Raw genomic sequence first — 21153 nt, forward strand, 5'->3', positions numbered from 1 at the left:
TCGGGCTTTCCTACGCCGGCCAGATCGCATTAATGCGGGACATATGATCCAGTCCGCCATTCCCGCCGATGCCCGCCTGACCCTGCGCCCCGTCGCATTCGTCGATACGCCAGTCGGGTTGGATGGCCGCACCGCCCGCATCGGCAACAGCATGCTGTGGTTTCAGGCATACGAAGCTGTCGCGATTCACAATGGCGTGCGCGTATTTCGCGATACGATTCCCGTCGAACATTTTCCCGACTGGATAGCAGGTCTGCCAGACCCCCTGGCCGAGCGCGCGACAATGCTGGTCGCCAACATCGCCGCCCCGCGCTCCGCGCTGCAACTGGGCGAACGCACCATCCGCCTCGATCTGCCGCAGGTCATGGGGATATTGAACCTCACGCCGGACAGTTTTTCAGACGGCGGCAAGCATGTCGGCGATGTGCAGGGGGCAGCCGACTCCGGTTTCGCCATGAGCGTGGCGGGTGCCGCGCTGGTCGATGTCGGTGGCGAATCGACACGTCCGGGCGCGGAGAAAGTCTGGGAAGGCGATGAAATCACCCGTGTGGTGCCGGTCATCGAGCGGCTTGCGGCCTCCGGCGTGCCGGTATCGATTGACACGCGCAAGGCTTCGGTGATGGAAGCGGCGCTTGGCGCTGGTGCCACAATAGTAAATGATATCAGTGCCTTACTCCACGATCCCCGCAGCATGGATGTGGTGGCCCGCGCCAGCTGTCCAGTGATCCTCATGCATGCTCCTTCGACCGGCGACGATCCCCACGCGAATCGCAGCGGCTATGGCGATGTCGCGACCGATGTGTTCGACTGGCTGGAGGCGCGCATTGCCGCCTGTGAAGCCGCCGGAATCGCGCGCGCCAAGATCATTGTCGATCCCGGCCTGGGATTCGGCAAATCGCTGGCCGACAATCTGGCGCTGGTGAACAGGCTCGCGCTCTTCACGGGACTGGGCGTACCGCTGCTTTTCGGGGGAAGTCGCAAGCGTCTGATTGGCGCACTGTCCAATGAAGCACCTGCCGCGCAAAGGCTCGGCGGGTCCGTGGCGTTGGCCAGTCGCGCCGTGGATCTGGGTGCCCAGATGGTGCGCGTGCATGATGTGCCGGAAACCGTACAGGCGCTACACCTCTGGCGCGGCCTGCGCGACGCGGCGCTTGTCGCGCCTTAATTTGCGGCGTTGCTTGCGGCAGCAGGAGCCGCTTCGGCAGGCGGCGTGACCGCTGCATCGAACACGCGCAGGCTGTCCAACGTGCGCTGGCCGATGGCCTGATACTGCTCGCTCAGCATTTCGGGATAGACGAAGGTCGCAGTCACCAGCGATCCGTCCTTCTTGCGGACCATACGCACGGCCACGCTATTGCCTTCGCCATCGTTCGCAGTGCCGCGATATTCGTTCTCACCAACGAAATCGCCATCGACGGCTTCGGACTGGTCGTTCATCGCTTCGACGATCTGCCGCAAATCCTGATCATTGCTGTTGGCCGACCAGAAAACCCGCACGTCCGCGCCTGCGCCCGGATCTTCCGACACCACGCCCTCGGCCGTCGACGTCTGCGTATTGCGCACCCAGCCTTCGGGCAATGTGATCGAGAAGCCACGCGGCGTATTGACGTAATTGCGATTCTCTAACGCCACCGCATCCGAAGCCCCGGTCTTTTTCGCTGCTTCGTCCGCAGCGGCCTTCGCATCCGCCGCCAGTTGCTCGCTGTTGGGAACTTCGGAAACCGACTCCTGCCGTCCGCATGCGGTGACGAGGAGCAACAGGGCGAGGCTGGCAAGACGCGTTTTCATGGCAATAGCCAAAGCATAGTGCGTCCGTTAATTCAACCGAAGAGCGCCCGATGGCCCCTTCAAAGCTGATAACCGCCGTCACTGACCAGCACCGATCCGGTCATGGTCGCTGTCTCGTCCGACAGCAGGAAAGCGATCTGCGCGGCAGTCTCCTCCGCCGTGGCAAAGCGGCCCAGCGGCGTCGCATCGCCCATCGCCACAAAAGCTTCCTCGATCCCGCCACGCCGCTCGGCAAGGTCGGTGAAGAACGGCGCCTGCTCCCAGATCGGCGTGCGCACGCCACCCGGTGCGATGGCATTCACCCGGATACGCCGCGCTGCCCCTTCCTTTGCCGCCACCCGCATCAGATGCAACGCACCTGCCTTCGACGCAGCATAGGCGGCGGTTCCCGGCTCCGCTTTGATGCCCGCAACGGACGCTGTGACGACGATGGCACCCGGCCCCTTCATCGCCTGAAACAGTGCCTGCAACGTCAGGAACACGCCGTCCAGATTGACCGACATCACCCGCCGCCAGTCGGCAAAGTCCATGTCGTCTATCGCGCCCGTGTCGGCTATTCCGGCATTGGCCAGTCCCAAAGTGACGTTTTCGAGTGTCGACTTATTTGCCGCCCAGAATGCCGGATCGGCCACATCGCCATCCAGACAATCGATTGTCAGCTTCTTGCCGCCAAGAGCTTTTGCAACAGTATTGAGCGTATCGGCTTTTAGGTCGCACAGGATCAGCCGCTCGATACCTTCGTCGGCCAGCCGCTGCGCACTCGCCAGCCCGATTCCCGAAGCAGCACCCGTGATAAGCGCGCTATGACCTTTGAAACGTCCCGACATTCTGCTCTCCTGACGAGGCTGTCATGGGCCAAGTCAGGCTGCGCTGTCGATCCCCAATTCGGCAAGCTTGCGGTAGAGCGTGGAGCGCCCGATCCCCAGCCGACGCGCCACTTCGCTCATCCGGCCACGGTAATGGCCGATGGCCAGCCGTACCACGTCGGCTTCGATCTCCCCCAGTTGACGGATATGCCCATCGGGTTCGAACAAGGTGATACCTGCTGCCTCACCATGGCTAGCCTGTGCCGGTTGGGCGTTGCCACTGCTCTGCCGTGCAACGATCTGCGCGGAGATTTGCGGAAAATCCTGCGGCGTCAGCGCATCGCCTTCGCACAGCACTGCCGCGCGAAACAGGGCGTTCTGGAGTTGCCGGACATTGCCCGGCCACTCGTGCCGCATTAGCAATGCGACGGCTTCGCCTGTGATGCCCAGACTGCGCAAACCCGGCTGCGCCGCAATCCGCGCCAGCAGATGGCGGGAGAGAGCGGGAATGTCTCCGGACCGTTCGCGCAGCGGCGGAATGGTCAACTGAACGACGTTCAGACGATAATAAAGGTCTTCGCGAAAGCGCCCGGCTTCCACTTCGTCGATCAGGCGGCGGTTGGTCGCGGCGATGACGCGGACATCCACATGGATCGGCATGCGTGCACCAAGCGGCTGAACTTCGCCATCCTGCAGGACACGCAGCAGCTTTACCTGCGCCTCGAGCGGGAGTTCGCTGACTTCGTCCAGAAAGATAGTGCCCATATCGGCATCGAGGAAACGCCCCGATTGGCGATCGAACGCCCCGGTGAATGCGCCACGCTCATGCCCGAACAGTTCGGATTCGACGAGATTCGCGGGAATCGCGCCGCAGTTCACGGCAACCATCCGTTGTTTGAAACGTGGCGATGCCGCATGGATCGCACGCGCGATCACATCCTTGCCGACGCCGCTCTCGCCTTCGATCAGCACGGGAATGCGCGCCCGTGCCGCTTTCGCCGCCACTGCGAGCGCAGCCCGGAATTGTGGAGCAGAGCCTACAATCTCTTCGAATGCGAGGGGCGCGGAGATTTTCTCCGTCAGCGGCCGCAGTTCGCGGCTGTCGGGTGTTGCGCTCAAGGTCGCGTTGAGCGCAGCGAGTAATTGGTCAGGCGCAATCGGCTTGGACAGATAGTCGGTGGCGCCCGCACGCATCGCCTGCACGGCGACCGCTACACTGTTATGTGCCGTGACAATCAGGATCGGCAGGGAAGGGCGTTGCGCCCGGATGTCACGAACCAGATCGGTCGGGTCGAAATCCGGGCTCCACTGATCGATCAGCACTGCGTCGAGCCGCAACCCATCCTGCGTACCCAACGTGGCCAGCGCAGTTTCCCCGTCATTGGCAAACAGCGTACGCCATCCCGCGCGCGCAGCCAGCGCGGACACAAGCCGCCGCTGAGCAGGCTCATCATCGATAAGCAGCAGCATGGGCGTTTCGTCCCGCAAACTTCTTCCCCCTAACTTCTGACAGGAGGACGATTCTACGAGGTTGCGGTAAAGACCCGATTAAGCCTGACACATAATTCTTTGGGGCATGGCAGGGTTGAGGGCGCAGAGTGTTGTCGATAAGGAGAATGTCGAAACGCTCAACATCGAAGGAAATGCAATGGCCTCTCAGCAAAATATCAAGAGTGCAGAAAAGACGTACGAAAGCTTTCTGAATTTCATGAAATGGGGCACTATCGTGAGCGTCGGTCTTGGGGCGCTAGTCGTTATCCTGATCTCTAGCTGAACGGCCAGGATCGTAAATTGAGCTGAAAGTCCGGTCGAGGTCAGTCCGGAGCAGCGCGGGGGGATGCAGTTGAAAATAGTCATCGTGAAGGAATTGGCGGCGGGGGAACGGCGTGTCGCCGGTACGCCCGAAACCGTGAAGAAGTTCATCGCTTTGGGCGCTGAAGTAGCCGTCGAAGCCGGTGCTGGCGTGACTGCATCGATTGGCGACGAGGCTTATGCCGCAGCCGGGGCAACCGTTGCCGATCGTGCCACCGCAGTTGCCGGAGCGGACATCGTCCTGGCCGTTCAGGCACCTCCAGCGGACACGCTGACGGGAGCGAAACCTGGCGCATGGATCGCTGCCAGCTTCAATCCCTTCGGTGATCGGGCGCGCGTCGACACTTATGCGTCGGCGGGCCTTGAAGCGCTGGCCATGGAATTCATGCCGCGCATCACCCGCGCGCAGTCGATGGACATTCTGTCGTCGCAATCGAACGTGTCGGGATATAAGGCAGTGCTCGACGCCGCCGCCGAATATGATCGCGTCTTCCCGATGATGATGACGGCGGCTGGCACGGTCTCCGCCGCGCGCGTCTTCGTGATGGGTGTGGGCGTCGCGGGCCTGCAAGCCATTGCAACGGCCCGCCGCCTTGGCGCGCAGGTGTCGGCAACGGACGTGCGCTCCGCGACCAAGGAGCAGATCGAAAGCCTTGGCGCAAAGGCGGTGTTCGTCGAGAACGTCAAAGGCATCGAAGGCGAAGGATCGGGCGGCTATGCCACCGAAATGTCCGACGAATATAAGGCCGCGCAGGCCGAACTGGTCTCCTCGCATATCGCCAAGCAGGACATCGTCATCACCACCGCGCTGATCCCCGGACGCCCTGCACCGCGCCTCATCAGCGATGCGCAGATCGCCAGCATGAAGCCCGGCAGCGTGATCGTCGATCTCGCCGTCGAAGCAGGCGGCAATGTCGAAGGCGCTGTCGCGGGCGAAGTCGTTGTCAAGCATGGCGTCAAGATCGTCGGCAATCGCAACGTTCCGTCCCGCGTCGCGGCGGACACATCCGCTTTGTTCTCGCGCAACCTCTACAACTTCCTGTCCGCCTTCTGGGACAAGGAAAAGAACGCGCCGGTGCTGGATGAGGAAATCGGCAACGCTATCCGTCTGACGCAGGGCGGCAAGGTTGTGAACGAGCGGTTGCTCTAAGAATAATCCGGAGCCCGGATATCAGCCGGGTTGCGCTAAGCCGCTGTGCGCAGGGGCGAGCCAAGGGGGCCAAAAATGGACTTCGTATCAATATTATCCATCTTCGTGATGGCCTGTTTCGTGGGCTATTATGTGGTGTGGTCGGTGACGCCCGCGCTGCATACGCCTTTGATGGCGGTTACCAACGCTATCTCGTCCGTCATCATCGTCGGCGCGCTGGTCGCATCGGCTGAGGCCGGTAGCGCCGCGGCCAAGTATCTCGGCCTCCTCGCGGTGGTATTCGCGTCGGTCAACATATTCGGCGGCTTTGCCGTGACCGAGCGTATGTTGGCCATGTACAAGAAGAAGGAGCGCAAGTGATGCACGAAGCGGTCACATCCGTTCCCCCATTCGTCGCGCTGGCCTATCTGGTCGCAGGCGTTCTGTTCATCCTCGCCTTGCGCGGCCTTTCCAGCCCCGCGACCAGCCGCACCGGCAACCGTTTCGGCATGGCTGGCATGGCAATCGCCGTGGCCACCACGCTTTATACCCATGATCTGACCAGCCTGCCCGAAATCGTCGGTGCCATCGCCATCGGCGGGGTCATCGGCTTCATCACCGCACGCAAGATCGCGATGACGGACATGCCGCAGCTTGTGGCCGCGTTCCACTCACTCGTCGGCTTGGCGGCAGTATTGGTGGGTGCAGCGGCCTATCTCAATCCCGCAGCGTTCGGCATTCTCGATACGGTGACGAACGAGATCCACAATGCCAGCCGCATCGAGCTTGGTCTGGGTGTCGCCATCGGTGCGATTACCTTCTCCGGTTCGGTCATCGCGTTCCTGAAGCTGAACGGCAATATGTCGGGCAAGCCGATCATGCTGCCGGGGCGTCATGCCATCAATCTGGGTACGCTCGCAGCGATCCTTGGCCTCATCGCCTGGTTCTACGTCATGGCTGCGCCTAGCTTGGTCGCGCCCTGGTTGTTCTGGACAGTCATCGGCCTCAGCTTTGCCATCGGCTTCCTGCTGATCATCCCGATCGGCGGCGCGGATATGCCGGTCGTCGTTTCGATGCTCAACAGCTATTCGGGCTGGGCCGCCGCCGCGATGGGCTTCACGCTGGGTAACAGCGCGATGATCATCACCGGTGCACTGGTGGGCTCCTCCGGTGCGATCCTGTCATACATCATGTGCAAAGCCATGAATCGCAGCTTCATCAGCGTGATCGCCGGCGGCTTCGGCGCAGATGCCGGTCCTGCCGGGGCCGGTGGTGCGGTCATTGACCGCCCCTACAAGCGCGGTTCCGCCGAAGATGCTGCGTTCCTGATGAAGCAGGCCGAAAGCGTCATCATCGTGCCGGGTTACGGCATGGCGGTGTCCCAGGCACAGCATGCGTTGCGCGAAATGGGCGACTTGCTCAAAAAGGAAGGCATCAGCGTCAAATATGCGATCCATCCGGTCGCAGGGCGTATGCCGGGCCACATGAACGTGCTGCTGGCCGAAGCCAATGTCGGCTATGACGATGTGTTTGAGCTGGAAGACATCAACGGCGAATTTGGCCAATGCGATGTCGCCTTCGTCATCGGCGCGAACGACGTCACCAACCCTGCAGCCAAGACGGACAAGACATCGCCCATTTATGGCATGCCCATCCTCGATGTTGCCAATGCCAAGTCGGTGCTGTTCGTGAAGCGGTCGATGGGCGGCGCGGGCTATGCCGGTGTCGATAACGAAGTCTTCTATATGGACAACACCATGATGCTCCTCGCTGATGCGAAGAAGATGGTGGAAGAAATCGTCAAGGGGCTTGCTCACTAAGCGGTCCATCCCCTAACCGTCCGTATCTTTTGCAGACGGTTAGGGTGAGGACGGCAGGCAATGCGTAAAATCGGTTTGATCGGCGGCCTAAGCTGGACGTCCACGGCGCGCTATTACCAGATTATCAACGAAATGGTCGCGCGCGCAAAGGGCGGATTACACAGCGCACCGATCCTCATAGAGAGCCTCGATTTCGCTGACGTCGCCCGCTGCACCAGCGCGGACGATTGGGATTGCGCATCCGGCCATTTGATCGGGGCGGCGAAGCGGCTGCAGCAAGCCGGAGCAGAGGCGCTGCTTATCTGCGCCAATTCCATGCACAAAGTGTTTGAGGCGGTGGAATCATCGGTCGACGTTCCGATCATCCATATCGCGGAAGTCGTGGGTGACAAAATGCAGGCCGACGGCATCAAATCCGCAGCCTTGATCGGCACCCGCAACGTGATGACCGAAAAATTCTATCGTCAGCGCCTCGTGTCGCGTGGCGTATCGTTGTTGCCGCCTGACATGGGCCTTGCCGATCGGATCGACCGGATCGTGTATGAGGAACTGGTGCTCGGTAAAGCCACGCGCGAATCCGAGCGCTTCATGAAATCGGAACTCACCGACATCGCGAAGGAGCAGGTTCAGGCCGTTGTGCTCGCCTGCACCGAGCTGGAAATGATCGTCGATGTCAAAGCGAACGTCTTGCCGATTTATGACTGCACCACCATCCATGCGAAAGCAGGCGCGGCGTTTATTCTCGCAGAATAGGCCGAAGGCTATCGCGCTATCGTCCATGTCTGCGTTTTGCAGAAAAATGCGATGCACCCCTGCACCTTGAGCGTTCCATTGGCATTGCGCGTCAGCTTCGATGCGTAGGTCTTGCCGGACTGCGGATCGTAGATCTGGCCTTTCCAGAGGTCGCCTGCATCGTTGAAATCGGTAAGGATCGTCAGCCCTTCGATCGAGCGACTGCGAAGCTTCTTATCGGGGTTATAGGCGTCGTTCTGAGGAGCGCCGGGTGTCGGCTTTATGACCTTGCTGATGCGTCCGCACACCGCTTTGCCGCACGGGCCGATCTGCACGATGGCCTTGCCATCTTCGGTAAACCAGCGCCCGGATATCGGCTGCGCAGCCTGGGCAATTGAAATCCAGCCTCCAGCCAAAACCATCAGCGCTATGCGTAAAGGGCTCGATTTCAAACTGCGCTCCTATTTTGTCGATTATCGTTGTCATAAAGCTGCCATCCGATCACGGCTAGACACAGTAAACGGAAACGCGATGGACCGAATGGCCTGCGCGGAACACGGGGGTCGTAAAAACTATGGGCGAATGGACAATCGGCATCATTGGCGGTTCCGGCCTTTACCGCATTGAGGGACTGGAGGATGCGCATTGGGTGGCAGTGACTACGCCATGGGGAAAACCATCCGACGAGTTTCTGGTCGGCCATATTGAGGGGGTTCGCTGCGTCTTTCTACCGCGCCATGGTCGGGGGCATTATCTGGGGCCGAGCGACCTGAACTCCCGCGCGAATATCGACGCGATGAAGCGGCTGGGGGTGACCGACATTCTGTCCATTTCCGCTGTAGGTTCGCTCCGTGAAGAACTGCCACCCGGGCATTTCGTAATAGCCGATCAGTTTATTGACCGAACCTTTGGGCGAGCAAAAAGCTTTTTCGGCAAGGGGTTGGTCGCCCATGTTTCCCTCGCGGACCCAGTATGCCCGCGTCTATCCGATCTGGCCGCGCAAGCCGCGCGCGCTGCCAAGGCACCGACGACCCTTGGCGCGACTTACCTGGCAATGGAAGGACCGCAATTTTCCACACGGGCGGAAAGTGCTTTGTACCGGCAATGGGGTTGCGATGTAATCGGGATGACGGCCATGCCCGAAGCCAAACTCGCGCGCGAAGCGGAACTGCCTTACGCGCTTGTCGGGATGGTAACGGATTATGACTGCTGGCGAACCGAGGAAGCAGGCGTTGAAGTGACCGACGTTCTGCGCGTTCTTAACGACAATGCCGCACTTGCCAGGCGATTGGTGCTGGAGTTTATCGCGCTGTTGCCGTCCGAACGCACGGCTTCACCGATCGACACGTGCCTGGATCATGCTCTTATAACCGCGCAGGAAGCACGCGACCCCGAAACGGTCGCACGGCTGGATGCCGTCGCAGGGCGACTGCTACGGTAATCTTTAGAACGCCGTAGAGATCGAGCAGGCAGCCGGGCCGAGAATAACGACGAACAGCGTCGGAAGGATGAACAGGATCAGCGGCACGGTCATGATCGCAGGCAGACGTGCTGCCTTTTCTTCCGCGCGCATCATACGCTCGTTACGAAATTCGGCTGACAGAACGCGCAGGGCCGACGCAAGCGGCGTGCCGTATTTCTCGGTCTGGATCATGGTCGTGACGACGCCTTTGACTGCATCCAGCTTGACGCGCGTTGCCAGATTTTCGAAGGCGTGACGGCGTTCGGTCAAAAAACTCAGCTCGATGGCGGTAAGCTGAAACTCATCGCCTAGCTCGGGATACGCTTTGCCCAGTTCCCTGGCAACACGGCTGAATGCGGCATCAACGGTTAGACCCGCTTCCGCGCAAATCACCAAAAGATCGAGGGCGTCGGGCAGGCCCTTGCGGATTTCCGTCGCACGCTTGGAGACCTTGTTGTCGATGAATATGTCCGGAGCCTTGTAGGCGAGGATCAGCAATACCGCAAAGCAACCGAAGCGCTTCATCGGACCCCAATCGGGTTCTCCACCCAGCACATAGAGCCACAGGCCAACGGCAATACCCACGACGATGGGCACAATCATGCGACCGAAAATGATCGCGACGGCCCAATCCTTCGACCGGATGCCCGCCTGCGCCAGTTTGATCTGCGCCTCTTTCAACTGGTCTTCCTGCAGAACTTTCAGGCTCGACAGGAACGACCGCATATTATCGGTCGTCTGGTTCTTTTGAACCAGCTTGGCACGACGCTTCGTGGTCGAGGCCGTAATCCCGGCTTTGAGCTGTTCGCGGCGTTCGTTCAGCACCTTGACGCGCTTGGCCATTGGGTCGCGCACCGTCATAACGGTATACAGTACGAACATCATGGCCAGAGTGGCCAATGCGGCGAGCAGCGTGCCCAGATCGGTGGCAGTCAACCCGAACAATGTGGCTCCGGGCGGCGTTGCGGCTTGCATGTCGTCGTGCCTCCCTTGTCAGATTTCGAAGTTGATCATTTGCGACATGATGAACACGCCAATGCTCATCCAGCCCATGCCACCAAGGCCAATAAGCTGCATGAGGCTGAGGCCCATCAAGCCCGTGGGATCGCCATTGAAGAACGGCGCCATATAATCATAGTTGATGTATGTAATCAGGCCGAACACAATGAATGGCAGCGATCCGATAATATAGGCCGAAGCCTTGGATTCCGACGACATCGCCTTGATCTTGAGCTTCATTTGGGCGCGCTGACGCAGCACCGTGGCAAGATTGGACAGTGTTTCGGCCAAGTTACCGCCCGTCTCACGCTGGATTGCCAATGTGATGACGAAGAACTGGAACTCCGCCGTGCCAAGGCGGTCTGCTGTTTCCTGCAATGACACGTCCATGGTCTTGCCGATTTTCATCCGCTCGTTGATGAGCTTGAATTCCTCACCCACCGGTCCGGGCACTTCGCTCGCCACGATGCTCATCGTTTCGCTGATCGGCAGGCCGGAACGCAGCCCGCGCACCAGCAATTCCAGTGCATCCGGAAAATTCTTCGTAAATTTGCCGATGCGTTTGGCGATCAATTTGCCCGTGAACCAATAGGGCAGACCCAAACCAGCGGCCAGCCCGACGAACAACGCAAAAAGCAGCGAGTTGTCCCGCAGAACCATGATGGCGGTTATCGTGACGAATATGCCGGCGCTTACAGCCATATAATGGCTGAGCGTCCATTTCTTACCGGTCATTCGGATACGTTTGGCCAGGTTTTCCGGATTGGGAATCAGCGACACCAACAACTTCATGTCGTCGGTCGTGCGGTTGGAAATGGCTTTCCGCATCCGCGCTTCAAGAATAGCATCCGGAGAGTCGGCATGCCGCCCCCGGATCAAGGCCAGCCGCCGCTGCCGCGCTTTATCCGGCGAAGGGCCGGACAACGCGAATGCCAATATGCCCACCAGGCTCATGGCCAGCACTATCAGCAGGATCAATTGGCTATCCATCGTACATCTGTCCCGTCATGCCGGTTCCGAACGCGCGGCGTTATACGGCGGCTTTCTTGTCTTTTCTGGCAGGCATCTTCGATCGGAAGTCGGTAAATTTACCCATGAGCGAGCTGCCCTTGGGCTTGGACTTGGCTGCGCCAGCTTCGTCCAGAACGCCCAGTGCTTCCTCCAGTAACTGGGTCAGGCCGAGGCCCGTCTTGCTGCCCTTGGCTACTTCGGCGAGCGTCTTGCCCAGCTTGGCCGCTTGCGCGGCGAGGCGGGCGTCGAAGGGCACGATGATATCCACCTTGCGCTCGATCGATTGCTCGAAGTCCTTGCGGCTGATTTCCAGTGCCGTGGGATGTACCCGGTTGGCGACCACGATGACGCGCGATTGGGGCGCGTTGCTTTTCAGCCAGGACAATATCCGGATCGAGTCGCGCGCGGCGGCCAGCGTCATCTCGGTGACGACGATGGTGACGTTGGCATCTGAAATCAGATGGGGGTGTGCAATGAGCATGGCGCGCGGCAAATCGACCACGCTGCATTCGAACGCTGTGCGGAATTCGTCCAGTAGCTGGTGATAGGCGCCCCCATCGGTCATCATCGGCTGGCTGATCGGCGCTTCGGCGGAAAGGATCGCCAGACGATCGCTTGCCCGCACCATTGCGCGCTCAATGAACAGGCCGTCGATGCGTCCGGGATTTTCGATTGCATCCGTCAGACCACGACCGGGCTCCAGATCCATGGCTAGCGCACCCGTGCCGAAATGCACGTCGAGATCCAGCAGAGCCGTCGTCCGCTTGCTCTTTTCGCTAAAGAGCCAAGCAAGCGAGGTTGCGATGGTGGAGGCGCCGGCGCCGCCGCGGGTGCCGATTATGGCCGCCGACAGATGCGGACGTTCCGTGGATGCATCGGTGCGGGGTGCCATGAAAACGGCCTGTGCCTGCGTGATCGTGTCCCGCAGATGGTCCGCGTTCAGCGGCTTGAGCAAGTAATCCTGTATGCCGCTTGCCACCAGGTCGCGGTACAGCCGAACATCGTTCACCTGGCCCGCAGCAATGACGACCGTCCCCGGCTCGCATACTTCGGCAAGACCGTTGATGTCGTTAAGCGGATCGCCGCTTTCCGAAAGGTCCACGAACAGGATCTGGGGGCTCGCGCTGATCGACAGCGACTGGACCGCATTACGCAGTCCGCCCTTGTTCACCTTTTCCGGTGGCCATCCCATTTCGATGCAAACGCTGCGAATGACATCGAAGCTATGATCGTCGCAGGTAAATGCCTGGAACGGGTCACGCGCGGCGGACCCTGCGCCTTTCCACGGTGCGTTCATCATTTACCCCCTGCGGTAATGGTCTTGAGGTCGCCAGAACCTGTCGGAGGTTTCTCCCGATAGGTTTTGATCGCACGATCCGATGTCGCTGTGCGCAAGTCGCTCTGGGTTGTTTGGCCGCGCACCAGATCTTCCGGATTGGCGACCATGGCAGCAAGGTTGGCATTGATACCGCAGCCAAAGTTGCGCGACGTGCTGCCGACGCCGTTGCTCTCGGCGGTATCGCGCCAGTCGGGGCAGCCCGGTACACTTGCCGACGCGCGGCGGACGATTAGACGGACCGATCCTGCCGGCGCATCGCCGACGGCAATCGCGGCATCCTCTTCGATAAGCAGTCCACGGCGTCCAACGATATTGGCGATCCCGTCGCGCACGCCGCGGCCATAATAGCTTGCGTCGGATGCGACCGAAATGCGGTCACCATAGCCAATACCGATCGAACCCAACCAGCCTTCCAGCCGCTTTGCTTCGCTGGGCGAGAGAGAGCCATTGCTGTCGACCTGTACGTCATACGCATAGTTAGTGTAGCTCACGACCGGCTGATGCACAGATTGCACGCCCCGGTTGAAGCTTGTGTCGCTGCCCCCACATGCCGCCAGAGGCAGCAACGCTATGCCAATCAGAGCAGAGCGGAGCAGCGTCGCCCCGCGGCTGTGAAGTGAGGTCCGTTCAGCGGAATATCGTACCATTTTAACGGTCCTTCCCATCAGAAGCTGAAGCCGGGAGCGGCGGTGCCGCTGCCCGATTTATTGGGTGTGGGTTGATTGGTCGTGTTGGCACGCGCAATGGGTGCAACATTCTGACTGCCCGACGGCGCGATGGTCGGCGTCGGTGCGCGCGCTCCGCTCACGCCATCTGAACCTTGCTGATTGAAAAGCCCTTGTGCCTCCGTAGCTGTCCGGAAACCGTCGGTGGGCAAACGGATGTCCGAAGCGTTAGTCGGCTTAACAAGATAGGGCGTTACGACGACAACCAGTTCAGTTTCATTGCGCTGGAAATTTCGTGACTTGAACAGGCTACCAAGGATCGGGATATTGCCGATGCCAGGCACCTTATCGACGTTGTTTGCATTGTCGTTGCTAAGCAGGCCCGCGATCATGAAAGCTTGTCCGGAACCCAATTCGACTGTCGTTTCAACCATCCGGCTCTTAAGCGCTGGGACTGAAGAATTGATCGAGAAGTCGAGACTGGAAACGGTCGGCCGAACGCGCAACGAAATGCGACCATCTGCTAATACAGTAGGTGTGAAGGCGAGTTGTACGCCATATTGTTTAAATTCGATGGTATTGCCTTGAAGGCCGTTACTGACGGCATAGGGGTACTCGCCGCCCGCAAGGAAACTTGCAGTTTCACCGGAAAGCGAGGTCAGATTCGGTTGCGCGAGCGAAGTTGCCAAACCTGCCGTTTCGGCAAGATCAAGCGCTCCAGCAATGTTCACCCCAAAGAGCTTGGCAATTCCCCCAATTGTTGTGGTGTTGTCCGCAACTTGGTTAAACGTGAACGACCCGTAGTTGGGGCTTGTCTTTTCAAGTTCGAACTTACCGAAATCGCGACCCGCGCGACCAATGAACCCACTTATGCTGTTTGTGCCGCCTGGATCAAAAGAGGTTAAGTTGACGCCAATCTTGTGAACCAGGTTGCGGCTGACCTCGGAAATCCTGACCTGCAAGTTCACCTGCAATGGTGTAGCCGTCCGCAAGCGGCTCACCACTGTAACCTCCTTGCCAACAAAAGCCTGCGTGAGCCGTTCTGCTTCGGCCGCATCCTCGGGGGCTTTGATCGTGCCGGTCAGCAAGATCATGCCATTCATCGTGGATACCTGCACATCGGCATCCGGCATGGCGAGCTTGAGCATCTGATCGACGCTGGTCAGGTTGTTGCCGACCCGCACGACAGTCGTGTAAAGGGTCTGACCGCCTTTGCTAACTGCCGATACGGTGGTTTCGCCCGGCGCTTTGGCCAGGATGAAAATTTGCGTATCCGAACGGACGAAGACGTCGGCGACGGTCGGGTTGGCTACCACCACGTCGGACATCTTGCCGGACAGGTTCACGACCCGGCTGCCGCCAACCGAGAGAATGACACCGCCGTCCGCACTGGTGCTGTTGGACGGCGCTGCGTTCAAGGTCGCGCCGGGGATCAAACTTGCACCCGCTGCAACGCTTATGGCCAGCATGGATGCGGCGGATTTCCGCGCAAGGAACTTGGTTAAAGTCATCTTACTTCCCCCCGACCGGTACAACGGTCACATCTGTTCCCCGTGCGACCCGGACGCTGGGGCCTACGGGCGCGCCGTTCGGTGCCATAGGCGCACCGCCCGGTCCGATGACGGCGGGCTTGGCAGGTACGCTGCGGCGCTGAAAACGCGATACATCCGCGCCGGTGGCAAAGGTCGATCCCTTGTCCGCCGGACTGGCTGCGATTTTGGCGAGCGCGCGCTTTTCAGCAGCCGGATCTTTGCCATCGGGCAGATCGTCGCTGGCACTGGCAATCGCGGCATCCATTTCGGACGCATTGTCGGCAATCGAACGAAGCGACAGCGACAGCGACCCCAGCGTCTGCGACACAGCGATCTTTTCGGCGATCTTGGGCGTCACTTCCAGAGTGACGTTGGAATAGGGTTGGACGATCGGCTTGCCGTCGGGACCGAGCGCATCGGTGCGCTGATCGGTGGCAAGGACGCGCAGGTTGCGCAGGATCGTTTCGGAAACCTTGAGCGGTTCGCCTTCGCCGCCACCCGCAACCGACTGCGTCAGCATCATGTCGACGCGATCACCCGGGAATACAAAGCCTGCGACTGAGTTGGCCATTTGCACCGGCACCGTTACGGCGCGCATGCCGGGGCCGAGGGCGGCAGCAAGGAAACCACGGTCCCCCGGCTTGATGACGGCGCCCTGGGTCAGCGGCTGACCGGCAGTGATAGGATTGCGAACGACGCTCCCTGCCAGGCTGGTCGGATTGACCTGCCCCTTGAGGAAATAGACTTGTTCGACCAGATCCTTGGGCCAGGGCTGAAAGCGGAAGCTCTCTGCGTCGAGGATGGTGCCAACCGGCAGCGCTTTGGTCGCGACCAGCACAAACGGCGTATCCGCGTCGACTGGCATGGCTGATGCGCTGGCTTGCGGCGTTCCCGATGACGACAGCATGCTACGTGCCAATAAAGCCGTAGCGACTGCTATGATAAGCGCGCCAACCAGCAGCACAATTTTCTTGGCATCCATGACGAAATTCGCCTCCCTCAAGTTGAAGCCGTCGGCCCCAACCTTCTTCTTCACGTGAATTGGTTAATATATCGTTCGCCAACCAGCCAAAGCGCGGCAACGGAGATGGCAACGCCGTACGGAATCTCCGGCGGACCCTCGCGTTTGGCGATGCGATGATGAATTATCGTGATCAGCGTAACTACGCCGCCCGCCAGCGCCATAATGGTCAAGAGAACGATCAGGCTCTGCCACGGGAACCACAGTGCAAGGGCCGCTAGCATCTTCACATCGCCGCCGCCCATCATGCCGATGGCGAACAGGCCCGCGAAGACTGCAAACACGCCAACGCCCAGCCCGATTTGCAACGCCACGTCAGGCCACAGATCGATGCCGCAAGCCCACCAGTATAGCGGTGCCAGCAACGCGATGCTCAAGTTGAGCCAGTTGGAGATGATGCGCGACCGCAAGTCGGTTACGACGGCTGCCAAAAGCAGGCCTGACAGTACCGCCAGCAGTGCAAATTTGAAAAATTCCCCGGTCATGGGGAAGAAGATGTAGACCACATGCCTTACCAAACCGTAACCATGTTCACATGCAGCCGAATCCCCCGCAGTTCCGTAGTTGGCCCGAACAGGGAACCCTTGATCGATGGGTCGCTCCCGACGGATGGGTGCATCGCATTTATCGCATGGGAGACGGATCGCGGGGCAGGATGCTGATGCTGACCGGGCGCGGCGACATGGTCGAAAAGTATCTGGAAATAATGTCTTATTTCGCTGAGCGCGGCTGGGCCGTTACGGCGTTCGACTGGCGCGGGCAGGGCGGATCGGGGCGGCTTACGGCCAATCCGTTTGTGGGACACATCGCCGATTTCGGACAATGGATCGCAGACCTGCAGGCCTTTGCCGCGCAATGGGAGGATAAAGGGAGGGGCGGTCCCGATGTCATTCTGGCGCACAGCATGGGCGGCTTCCTTGCGCTACGGGCGATGTCAGAGAAGATTGTACAGCCGAATGCGGCGGTTCTGACCGCACCTATGCTGGGACTTAACAGCGGGCATATCCCTGCGTGGCTGGCACGGCTGATCGTGAAGGTCATGTTGCGTATTGCCGGTCCATCGGGGGCGGCCTGGACGCAGAACGAAGAGTCAGCGGTGCGGCTGCGCGCGCGCCAACGCCGACTGACGCACAGCCTTTCGCGTTACGATGACGAACTGCATTGGCGGCGGAACACGCCGGAGATCAGCCTTGGCCCGCCCAGTTGGGGTTGGCTCGATCAAGCCTATAAGGGGACGGCAGCGCTGGAACACGATCCCGCTCTTGAGGATATGGATGTGCCCACTCTCATTCTGGGCACGGATGCGGATCAACTTGTCAGTCCGGCGGCCATTCGTCGGGTAGCTGCGCGCCTGCCAAACGCTACGCTGCATATGTACGGTGCTGAGTGCGCGCACGAAATATTGCGTGAGGACGACGCGGTGCGACTGGATGCGCTTGCCCGGATCGATGCTTTCTGGGATGCGCATGCGCCAGTAGCATGACGGACTATGACATCATCATCATCGGCGGCGGCATGGCTGGCGCAAGCCTTGGCGCAGAGGTCGCAGCCCACGCTCGTGTGCTTGTCCTGGAAATGGAAGAGATCCCTGGCTATCATGCTACCGGACGCTCGGTTTCCTTCTGGCAGGAAAGCTACGGTGGACCTGCCGTACAGCCTCTCACCTCGGCGTCGGGACCCTTGCTGCGCAATCCTGACCCTTCTTTTTCGGAGACGTCGTTCCTAACACCGCGAGGCGCGCTGCACATCGGGCGCGAAAGGGATCAGGCGTTGCGCGCTGATTTTCTGAGCGCTTATGCTAACGCGGGAATTCGCATGGATGTTCGGGAGCGCGCCGAGATTGCGAAGTACGTTCCCGGCCTTCGCACCGAATGGACGTTGGGGATCGCAGAACCAAGCACAGCGGACATCGATACAACGGCGCTCCATTCTGCTTATCTGCGACAATTGGGTCAACGCGGGGGCGTCGTGAAAACCGGGAACGGACTGCTTTCAGCGAAGCATCTGCAAGCTAGTTGGCTCGTAGACACCGGTGAGGGTCAATATCGCTGCCAGACGTTGGTCAATGCAGCAGGTGCGTGGGCTGACGACGTGGCCCAGCGGTGCGGGGTCGCGCCAATGGGGATCACACCGCTTCAACGCACGGTGGTTCAACTTCGCACTGCCCTGGACATCCCGACAGACTTGCCGCTCATTCTCGACCTGAACGGAACCTTTTATTTCAAGCCGGTTGGGAATGGGCGCATCTGGCTCTCGCCGCATGATGAAGAACCCCGGATGCCTGGGGATGCCGCGCCCGAAGAGTTAGCCGTTGCGACGGCAATTTCCCGCCTGCAGCATGTGGTCGATTGGCCAATACTGGCGGTCGAACGGAAATGGGCCGGCTTGCGCAGTTTTGCGCCGGATCGATTACCGATCTACGGATATGATGCGCACAATGCAGATTTCTTCTGGTTTGCGGGGCAGGGTGGTTTCGGCATTCAGACGTCTCCAGCCGCAGCGCAGCTGGGTACAGCATTATTGCTGCGCCATCCTCCGAATGACTGCGTTACGGGAATTGATGCTGCGTCCTATGCACCCGCGCGCTTCGCGAGGTAGGCCCGCTTCCAGCAACAGGAAAGGCATGTGAAGGAAAGGCGGAAATATGATTTGCATTTCCGTAACCACTTTTCGCTAGGACGGTGGCCAGAGGGTCACACGAATGCAGAATCGATCAGTCCAGCAAGGTGCATCAGCACCACGCGGCAAGCGTAAGCTTCTCGCGTGGATTGCTGTTTTGACCTTGGTGGTTGGCGTGGGTGAGATAGCAGAACCCTTGGATCTGGGCTTGCGCACACTTCAGTTCAAGTCGCGTTCGCAGCCCGCAAGTGGCAAGATTGTGACCGTTGGTATTGACGACGAAGCCCTGCAAGAGGTCGGGCCGTGGCCCTGGAAACGCGACCGATTCGCTGTATTGACGGACAGACTGATGGCCGCTGGCGCCGATCGGGTTTTCTATAATATTCCTTTTCAGCCGCTTGAGCCTCACGGAGATGAAATGTTCGCAAGGAGCATTTCAAAGTACCCTGGTCGTATCTTTCTCTCGGCAAGCATGGACTATAGGACGGGAGAAACAAAAGGCTCAGCTATTCTGCCTATGCCGCAGCTGGCCAACAACGCCACAATTGTAAGCAACATGAAATGGGCGGAATTTTGGAACGGCGTATCCGAAATGAGCTATAGTCAGGTGATTGCAGGACAGCGGTATCCTTCCATCTGGACAGCGATTGCTAAGAATCAAAACCTATCGGCGGCTTCGTTTCCCGTAGACAGCTCGTATCGGCGCTCTACCATCCCCTATTTTAGCGCTGCCGATGTGTTTCAGCGACATGCTGGTTTGCCAAATATTAAGGGTAAAACAATCCTTGTCGGCAATAGCTCTAACGTGTTTGGTAACGTGCTCTATGTGCTAGGACAGGGAAGTTCTGCTGACATTTTCGTCCTCGCTATGGGTGCCGAAACGCTAATACAGGGCCCAACTGTAAACTGGGGGTGGGGGCCTGCCTGGCTATTTTCCTTTGCGATTGCTTGCTTGTGCTTGCTGGGGCGCTGGCCAAGACTTGCAACGTGGCTCAGTTTTTTTAGCATCGCAGTAATTTTTGTCGCGCCAATAATATTTCAGAATTTTCGTATATTCATTGACGTGGCACCTGCTCTGCTTCTCTCGGTTGCCACGGCCACTGCAATTGCGTGGCAGCGGTTTGGTGCTCGCAAACAAAGTCAAGGGGCCATCAATCCAGTATCTGGGCTGCCGACAGTTAATGCGATTCTGCATCGCGACCAACTCGATCCGCATATACTCGTAGCGGCACGTATTAGCCGCTTTACAGAAATTGTTAGTACGCTGCCACCCAATAACGAGCGGGATTTGCTGGAACAGGTGGTTTCCCGCTTGTCTTTAGGCGTAGGGCGTCATCAACTGCTGCACGGGGACGATGGCAATTTCTTCTGGCTCATGCCCGCAGAGCAGCTTGCGTCTTCAGTTGATCAGTTCAAGGCACTACAGCTTATTTTCCGCAACCCTATTTCAGTCGCGGATAAGAGCTTCACGGTCGATATTGCCTTTGGTGTTGATCAGGAAATTGATCGGCCCCTTTCTCATCGTTTGGCAAGTACGCTGGCCGCTGCACGATCTGCGGCAGATCAGGGCACATGCTGGAAAATCCATGACCCTGCTGCCAACGGTGCGCAGCAATGGGCACTTTCCCTTCTAGGTGAGCTGGACCAGGCCATCGACAATGGTCATATCTGGGTCGCGTATCAGCCGAAGATGGAGTTGGCCACTCGCGACATCATCGGTGCCGAAGCACTGGTTCGCTGGACGCATGCAACGCGAGGCCCAATCGGCCCGGACGAATTTATACAGGTGGCGGAGCGTCACGGTAGAATCGAGAAATTGACGGCTTTCGTATTGAATGATGCCGCCCGCGTGGGTGCGCAGGCATTGAAATACGATCCCGGATTTACAGTATCAGTGAATATCTCGTCGGTCCTGCTGGCTTCACGCAACATCATCGACATGGTGCGCCAAGCGTTAAGTGCGAATAGCTTCCCTGCAACCGGTTTGGTGCTGGAGGTTACGGAAACTGCGGCGATGGCGGAAGGACGCGTGGCGATAGCTTTGCTGGAGGAATTGCGGGACATGGGCGTTTGCCTGTCTATCGACGACTATGGCACGGGAATGTCGACCCTCGAATATCTCCGGGCCATTCCGGCTACGGAACTGAAGATCGACAAGCAATTTTCTATGGCGCTGCAGAGTAGTGCGGAAGATCAGGCGGTTATGCAGTCGACGATCGAGCTGGCCCATGCGCTGGGTATGAAGGTTGTCGCGGAAGGTATCGAAACGGCTGAAACGCAGTATCTGCTGACGCAAATGGGCTGTGAGATCGGGCAAGGCTATCACATCTGTCGTCCGACGGACTGGGAAACTGTGCTCACCATGATCCAGCCGCAAAGCCGTATCGCTTCCCATGGTTAATGAGTTGTAAGGGATAG

Annotated in this window: 21 protein-coding genes; 10 read left to right on the forward strand and 11 right to left on the reverse strand. The window is 59.2% G+C overall.

The genetic code is table 11. The features are described 5' to 3' along the window. Nucleotides 1–43: 43 nt before the first annotated feature. Entirely contained in the window at nt 44–1165 is a 1122-nt protein-coding gene (folP, locus tag LQ220_RS19455) for a dihydropteroate synthase (RefSeq protein WP_230189804.1), read from the forward strand. Here the strand turns inward: folP and LQ220_RS19460 are convergent. From LQ220_RS19460 to LQ220_RS19470, 3 genes are read right to left on the reverse strand one after another with little or no spacing between them, the layout of a single operon-like run. Continuing rightward, on the reverse strand, nt 1162–1788 hold the full coding sequence (locus LQ220_RS19460) for a hypothetical protein (protein WP_230189805.1): 627 nt from the start codon (nt 1786–1788) through the stop codon (nt 1162–1164). The two genes, folP and LQ220_RS19460, sit on opposite strands and share 4 nt — an antisense overlap. A gap of 59 nt (nt 1789–1847) precedes the next feature. Continuing rightward, complete coding sequence (locus tag LQ220_RS19465; RefSeq protein WP_230189806.1) at nt 1848–2615, reverse strand: SDR family oxidoreductase; 768 nt, start codon at nt 2613–2615, stop codon at nt 1848–1850. Nucleotides 2616–2648: 33 nt separating this feature from the next. Continuing rightward, nucleotides 2649–4064 (reverse strand): sigma-54 dependent transcriptional regulator, encoded by a 1416-nt coding sequence (locus LQ220_RS19470; protein WP_230189807.1) that lies wholly within the window; start codon nt 4062–4064, stop codon nt 2649–2651. Nucleotides 4065–4242: 178 nt separating this feature from the next. On the opposite strand from LQ220_RS19470, the gene LQ220_RS25080 reads away from it, so the two are divergent. From LQ220_RS25080 to LQ220_RS19490, 5 genes are all read left to right on the forward strand, one after another. After that, entirely contained in the window at nt 4243–4368 is a 126-nt protein-coding gene (locus tag LQ220_RS25080; RefSeq protein WP_354958250.1) for an aa3-type cytochrome c oxidase subunit IV, read from the forward strand. Nucleotides 4369–4437: 69 nt separating this feature from the next. After that, nucleotides 4438–5556, forward strand: a complete 1119-nt coding sequence (locus LQ220_RS19475; RefSeq protein ID WP_230189808.1) for an NAD(P) transhydrogenase subunit alpha — start codon at nt 4438–4440, stop codon at nt 5554–5556. Nucleotides 5557–5631: 75 nt separating this feature from the next. Beyond that, nucleotides 5632–5916 carry an NAD(P) transhydrogenase subunit alpha gene (locus LQ220_RS19480; protein ID WP_104952160.1) on the forward strand — a complete coding sequence of 95 codons (285 nt, stop codon included), beginning with the start codon at nt 5632–5634 and terminating at the stop codon, nt 5914–5916. Beyond that, nucleotides 5916–7355: an NAD(P)(+) transhydrogenase (Re/Si-specific) subunit beta gene (locus tag LQ220_RS19485; protein ID WP_230189809.1), complete on the forward strand. Its 1440-nt coding sequence runs from the start codon at nt 5916–5918 to the stop codon at nt 7353–7355. The genes LQ220_RS19480 and LQ220_RS19485 overlap by 1 nt, the downstream gene beginning before the upstream one ends. A gap of 60 nt (nt 7356–7415) precedes the next feature. Continuing rightward, nucleotides 7416–8108, forward strand: a complete 693-nt coding sequence (locus LQ220_RS19490) for an amino acid racemase (RefSeq protein ID WP_230189810.1) — start codon at nt 7416–7418, stop codon at nt 8106–8108. An 8-nt stretch (nt 8109–8116) separates the two neighbouring features. Here the strand turns inward: LQ220_RS19490 and LQ220_RS19495 are convergent, their stop codons facing one another. Further along, nucleotides 8117–8509, reverse strand: coding sequence for a DUF2147 domain-containing protein (locus LQ220_RS19495; RefSeq protein WP_230189852.1), 393 nt, complete (start codon nt 8507–8509; stop codon nt 8117–8119). Nucleotides 8510–8661: 152 nt separating this feature from the next. Here LQ220_RS19495 and LQ220_RS19500 point away from each other — a divergent pair, with 152 nt between their 5' ends. Beyond that, the gene (locus LQ220_RS19500; protein WP_230189811.1) at nt 8662–9528 is read left to right on the forward strand and encodes an S-methyl-5'-thioadenosine phosphorylase; all 867 of its coding nucleotides are present in this window, start codon (nt 8662–8664) and stop codon (nt 9526–9528) included. A 3-nt stretch (nt 9529–9531) separates the two neighbouring features. Here the strand turns inward: LQ220_RS19500 and LQ220_RS19505 are convergent, their stop codons facing one another. Genes LQ220_RS19505 through LQ220_RS19535 form a run of 7 tightly spaced genes read right to left on the reverse strand, consistent with a single transcriptional unit; the run spans nt 9532 to nt 16601 of the window. Further along, the gene (locus tag LQ220_RS19505) at nt 9532–10524 is read right to left on the reverse strand and encodes a type II secretion system F family protein (RefSeq protein WP_230189812.1); all 993 of its coding nucleotides are present in this window, start codon (nt 10522–10524) and stop codon (nt 9532–9534) included. Nucleotides 10525–10542: 18 nt separating this feature from the next. Next, nucleotides 10543–11538 carry a type II secretion system F family protein gene (locus LQ220_RS19510; protein ID WP_230189813.1) on the reverse strand — a complete coding sequence of 332 codons (996 nt, stop codon included), beginning with the start codon at nt 11536–11538 and terminating at the stop codon, nt 10543–10545. 40 nt (nt 11539–11578) lie between these two features. Then, complete coding sequence (locus LQ220_RS19515) at nt 11579–12856, reverse strand: pilus assembly protein CpaE (RefSeq protein WP_230189853.1); 1278 nt, start codon at nt 12854–12856, stop codon at nt 11579–11581. Continuing rightward, nucleotides 12856–13545, reverse strand: a complete 690-nt coding sequence (locus LQ220_RS19520; protein ID WP_230189814.1) for a CpaD family pilus assembly protein — start codon at nt 13543–13545, stop codon at nt 12856–12858. Before LQ220_RS19520 ends, LQ220_RS19515 begins: the two co-directional genes overlap by 1 nt. Before the next feature lie 17 nt (nt 13546–13562). Next, nucleotides 13563–15032, reverse strand: coding sequence for a type II and III secretion system protein family protein (locus tag LQ220_RS19525; RefSeq protein ID WP_230189815.1), 1470 nt, complete (start codon nt 15030–15032; stop codon nt 13563–13565). A 43-nt stretch (nt 15033–15075) separates the two neighbouring features. Beyond that, nucleotides 15076–16077 (reverse strand): Flp pilus assembly protein CpaB, encoded by a 1002-nt coding sequence (cpaB, locus tag LQ220_RS19530; protein ID WP_230189816.1) that lies wholly within the window; start codon nt 16075–16077, stop codon nt 15076–15078. 50 nt (nt 16078–16127) lie between these two features. Further along, entirely contained in the window at nt 16128–16601 is a 474-nt protein-coding gene (locus LQ220_RS19535) for a prepilin peptidase (protein WP_230189854.1), read from the reverse strand. A gap of 50 nt (nt 16602–16651) precedes the next feature. Between LQ220_RS19535 and LQ220_RS19540 the strand changes: the two genes are divergently transcribed. The 3 genes from LQ220_RS19540 (at nt 16652) to LQ220_RS19550 (ending at nt 21136) form a co-directional block, all read left to right on the forward strand. Next, the gene (locus LQ220_RS19540; protein ID WP_230189817.1) at nt 16652–17599 is read left to right on the forward strand and encodes an alpha/beta hydrolase; all 948 of its coding nucleotides are present in this window, start codon (nt 16652–16654) and stop codon (nt 17597–17599) included. Continuing rightward, a complete protein-coding gene (locus LQ220_RS19545; RefSeq protein WP_230189818.1) occupies nt 17596–18714 on the forward strand; it encodes an FAD-binding oxidoreductase in 1119 nt (372 codons plus the stop codon). The genes LQ220_RS19540 and LQ220_RS19545 overlap by 4 nt, the downstream gene beginning before the upstream one ends. A gap of 103 nt (nt 18715–18817) precedes the next feature. Then, on the forward strand, nt 18818–21136 hold the full coding sequence (locus tag LQ220_RS19550; RefSeq protein WP_230189819.1) for an EAL domain-containing protein: 2319 nt from the start codon (nt 18818–18820) through the stop codon (nt 21134–21136). Nucleotides 21137–21153 lie beyond the last annotated feature (17 nt).

It is taken from the genome of Sphingobium sp. CECT 9361, assembly GCF_918741285.1.
Taxonomy (GTDB): Bacteria; Pseudomonadota; Alphaproteobacteria; order Sphingomonadales; family Sphingomonadaceae; genus Sphingobium.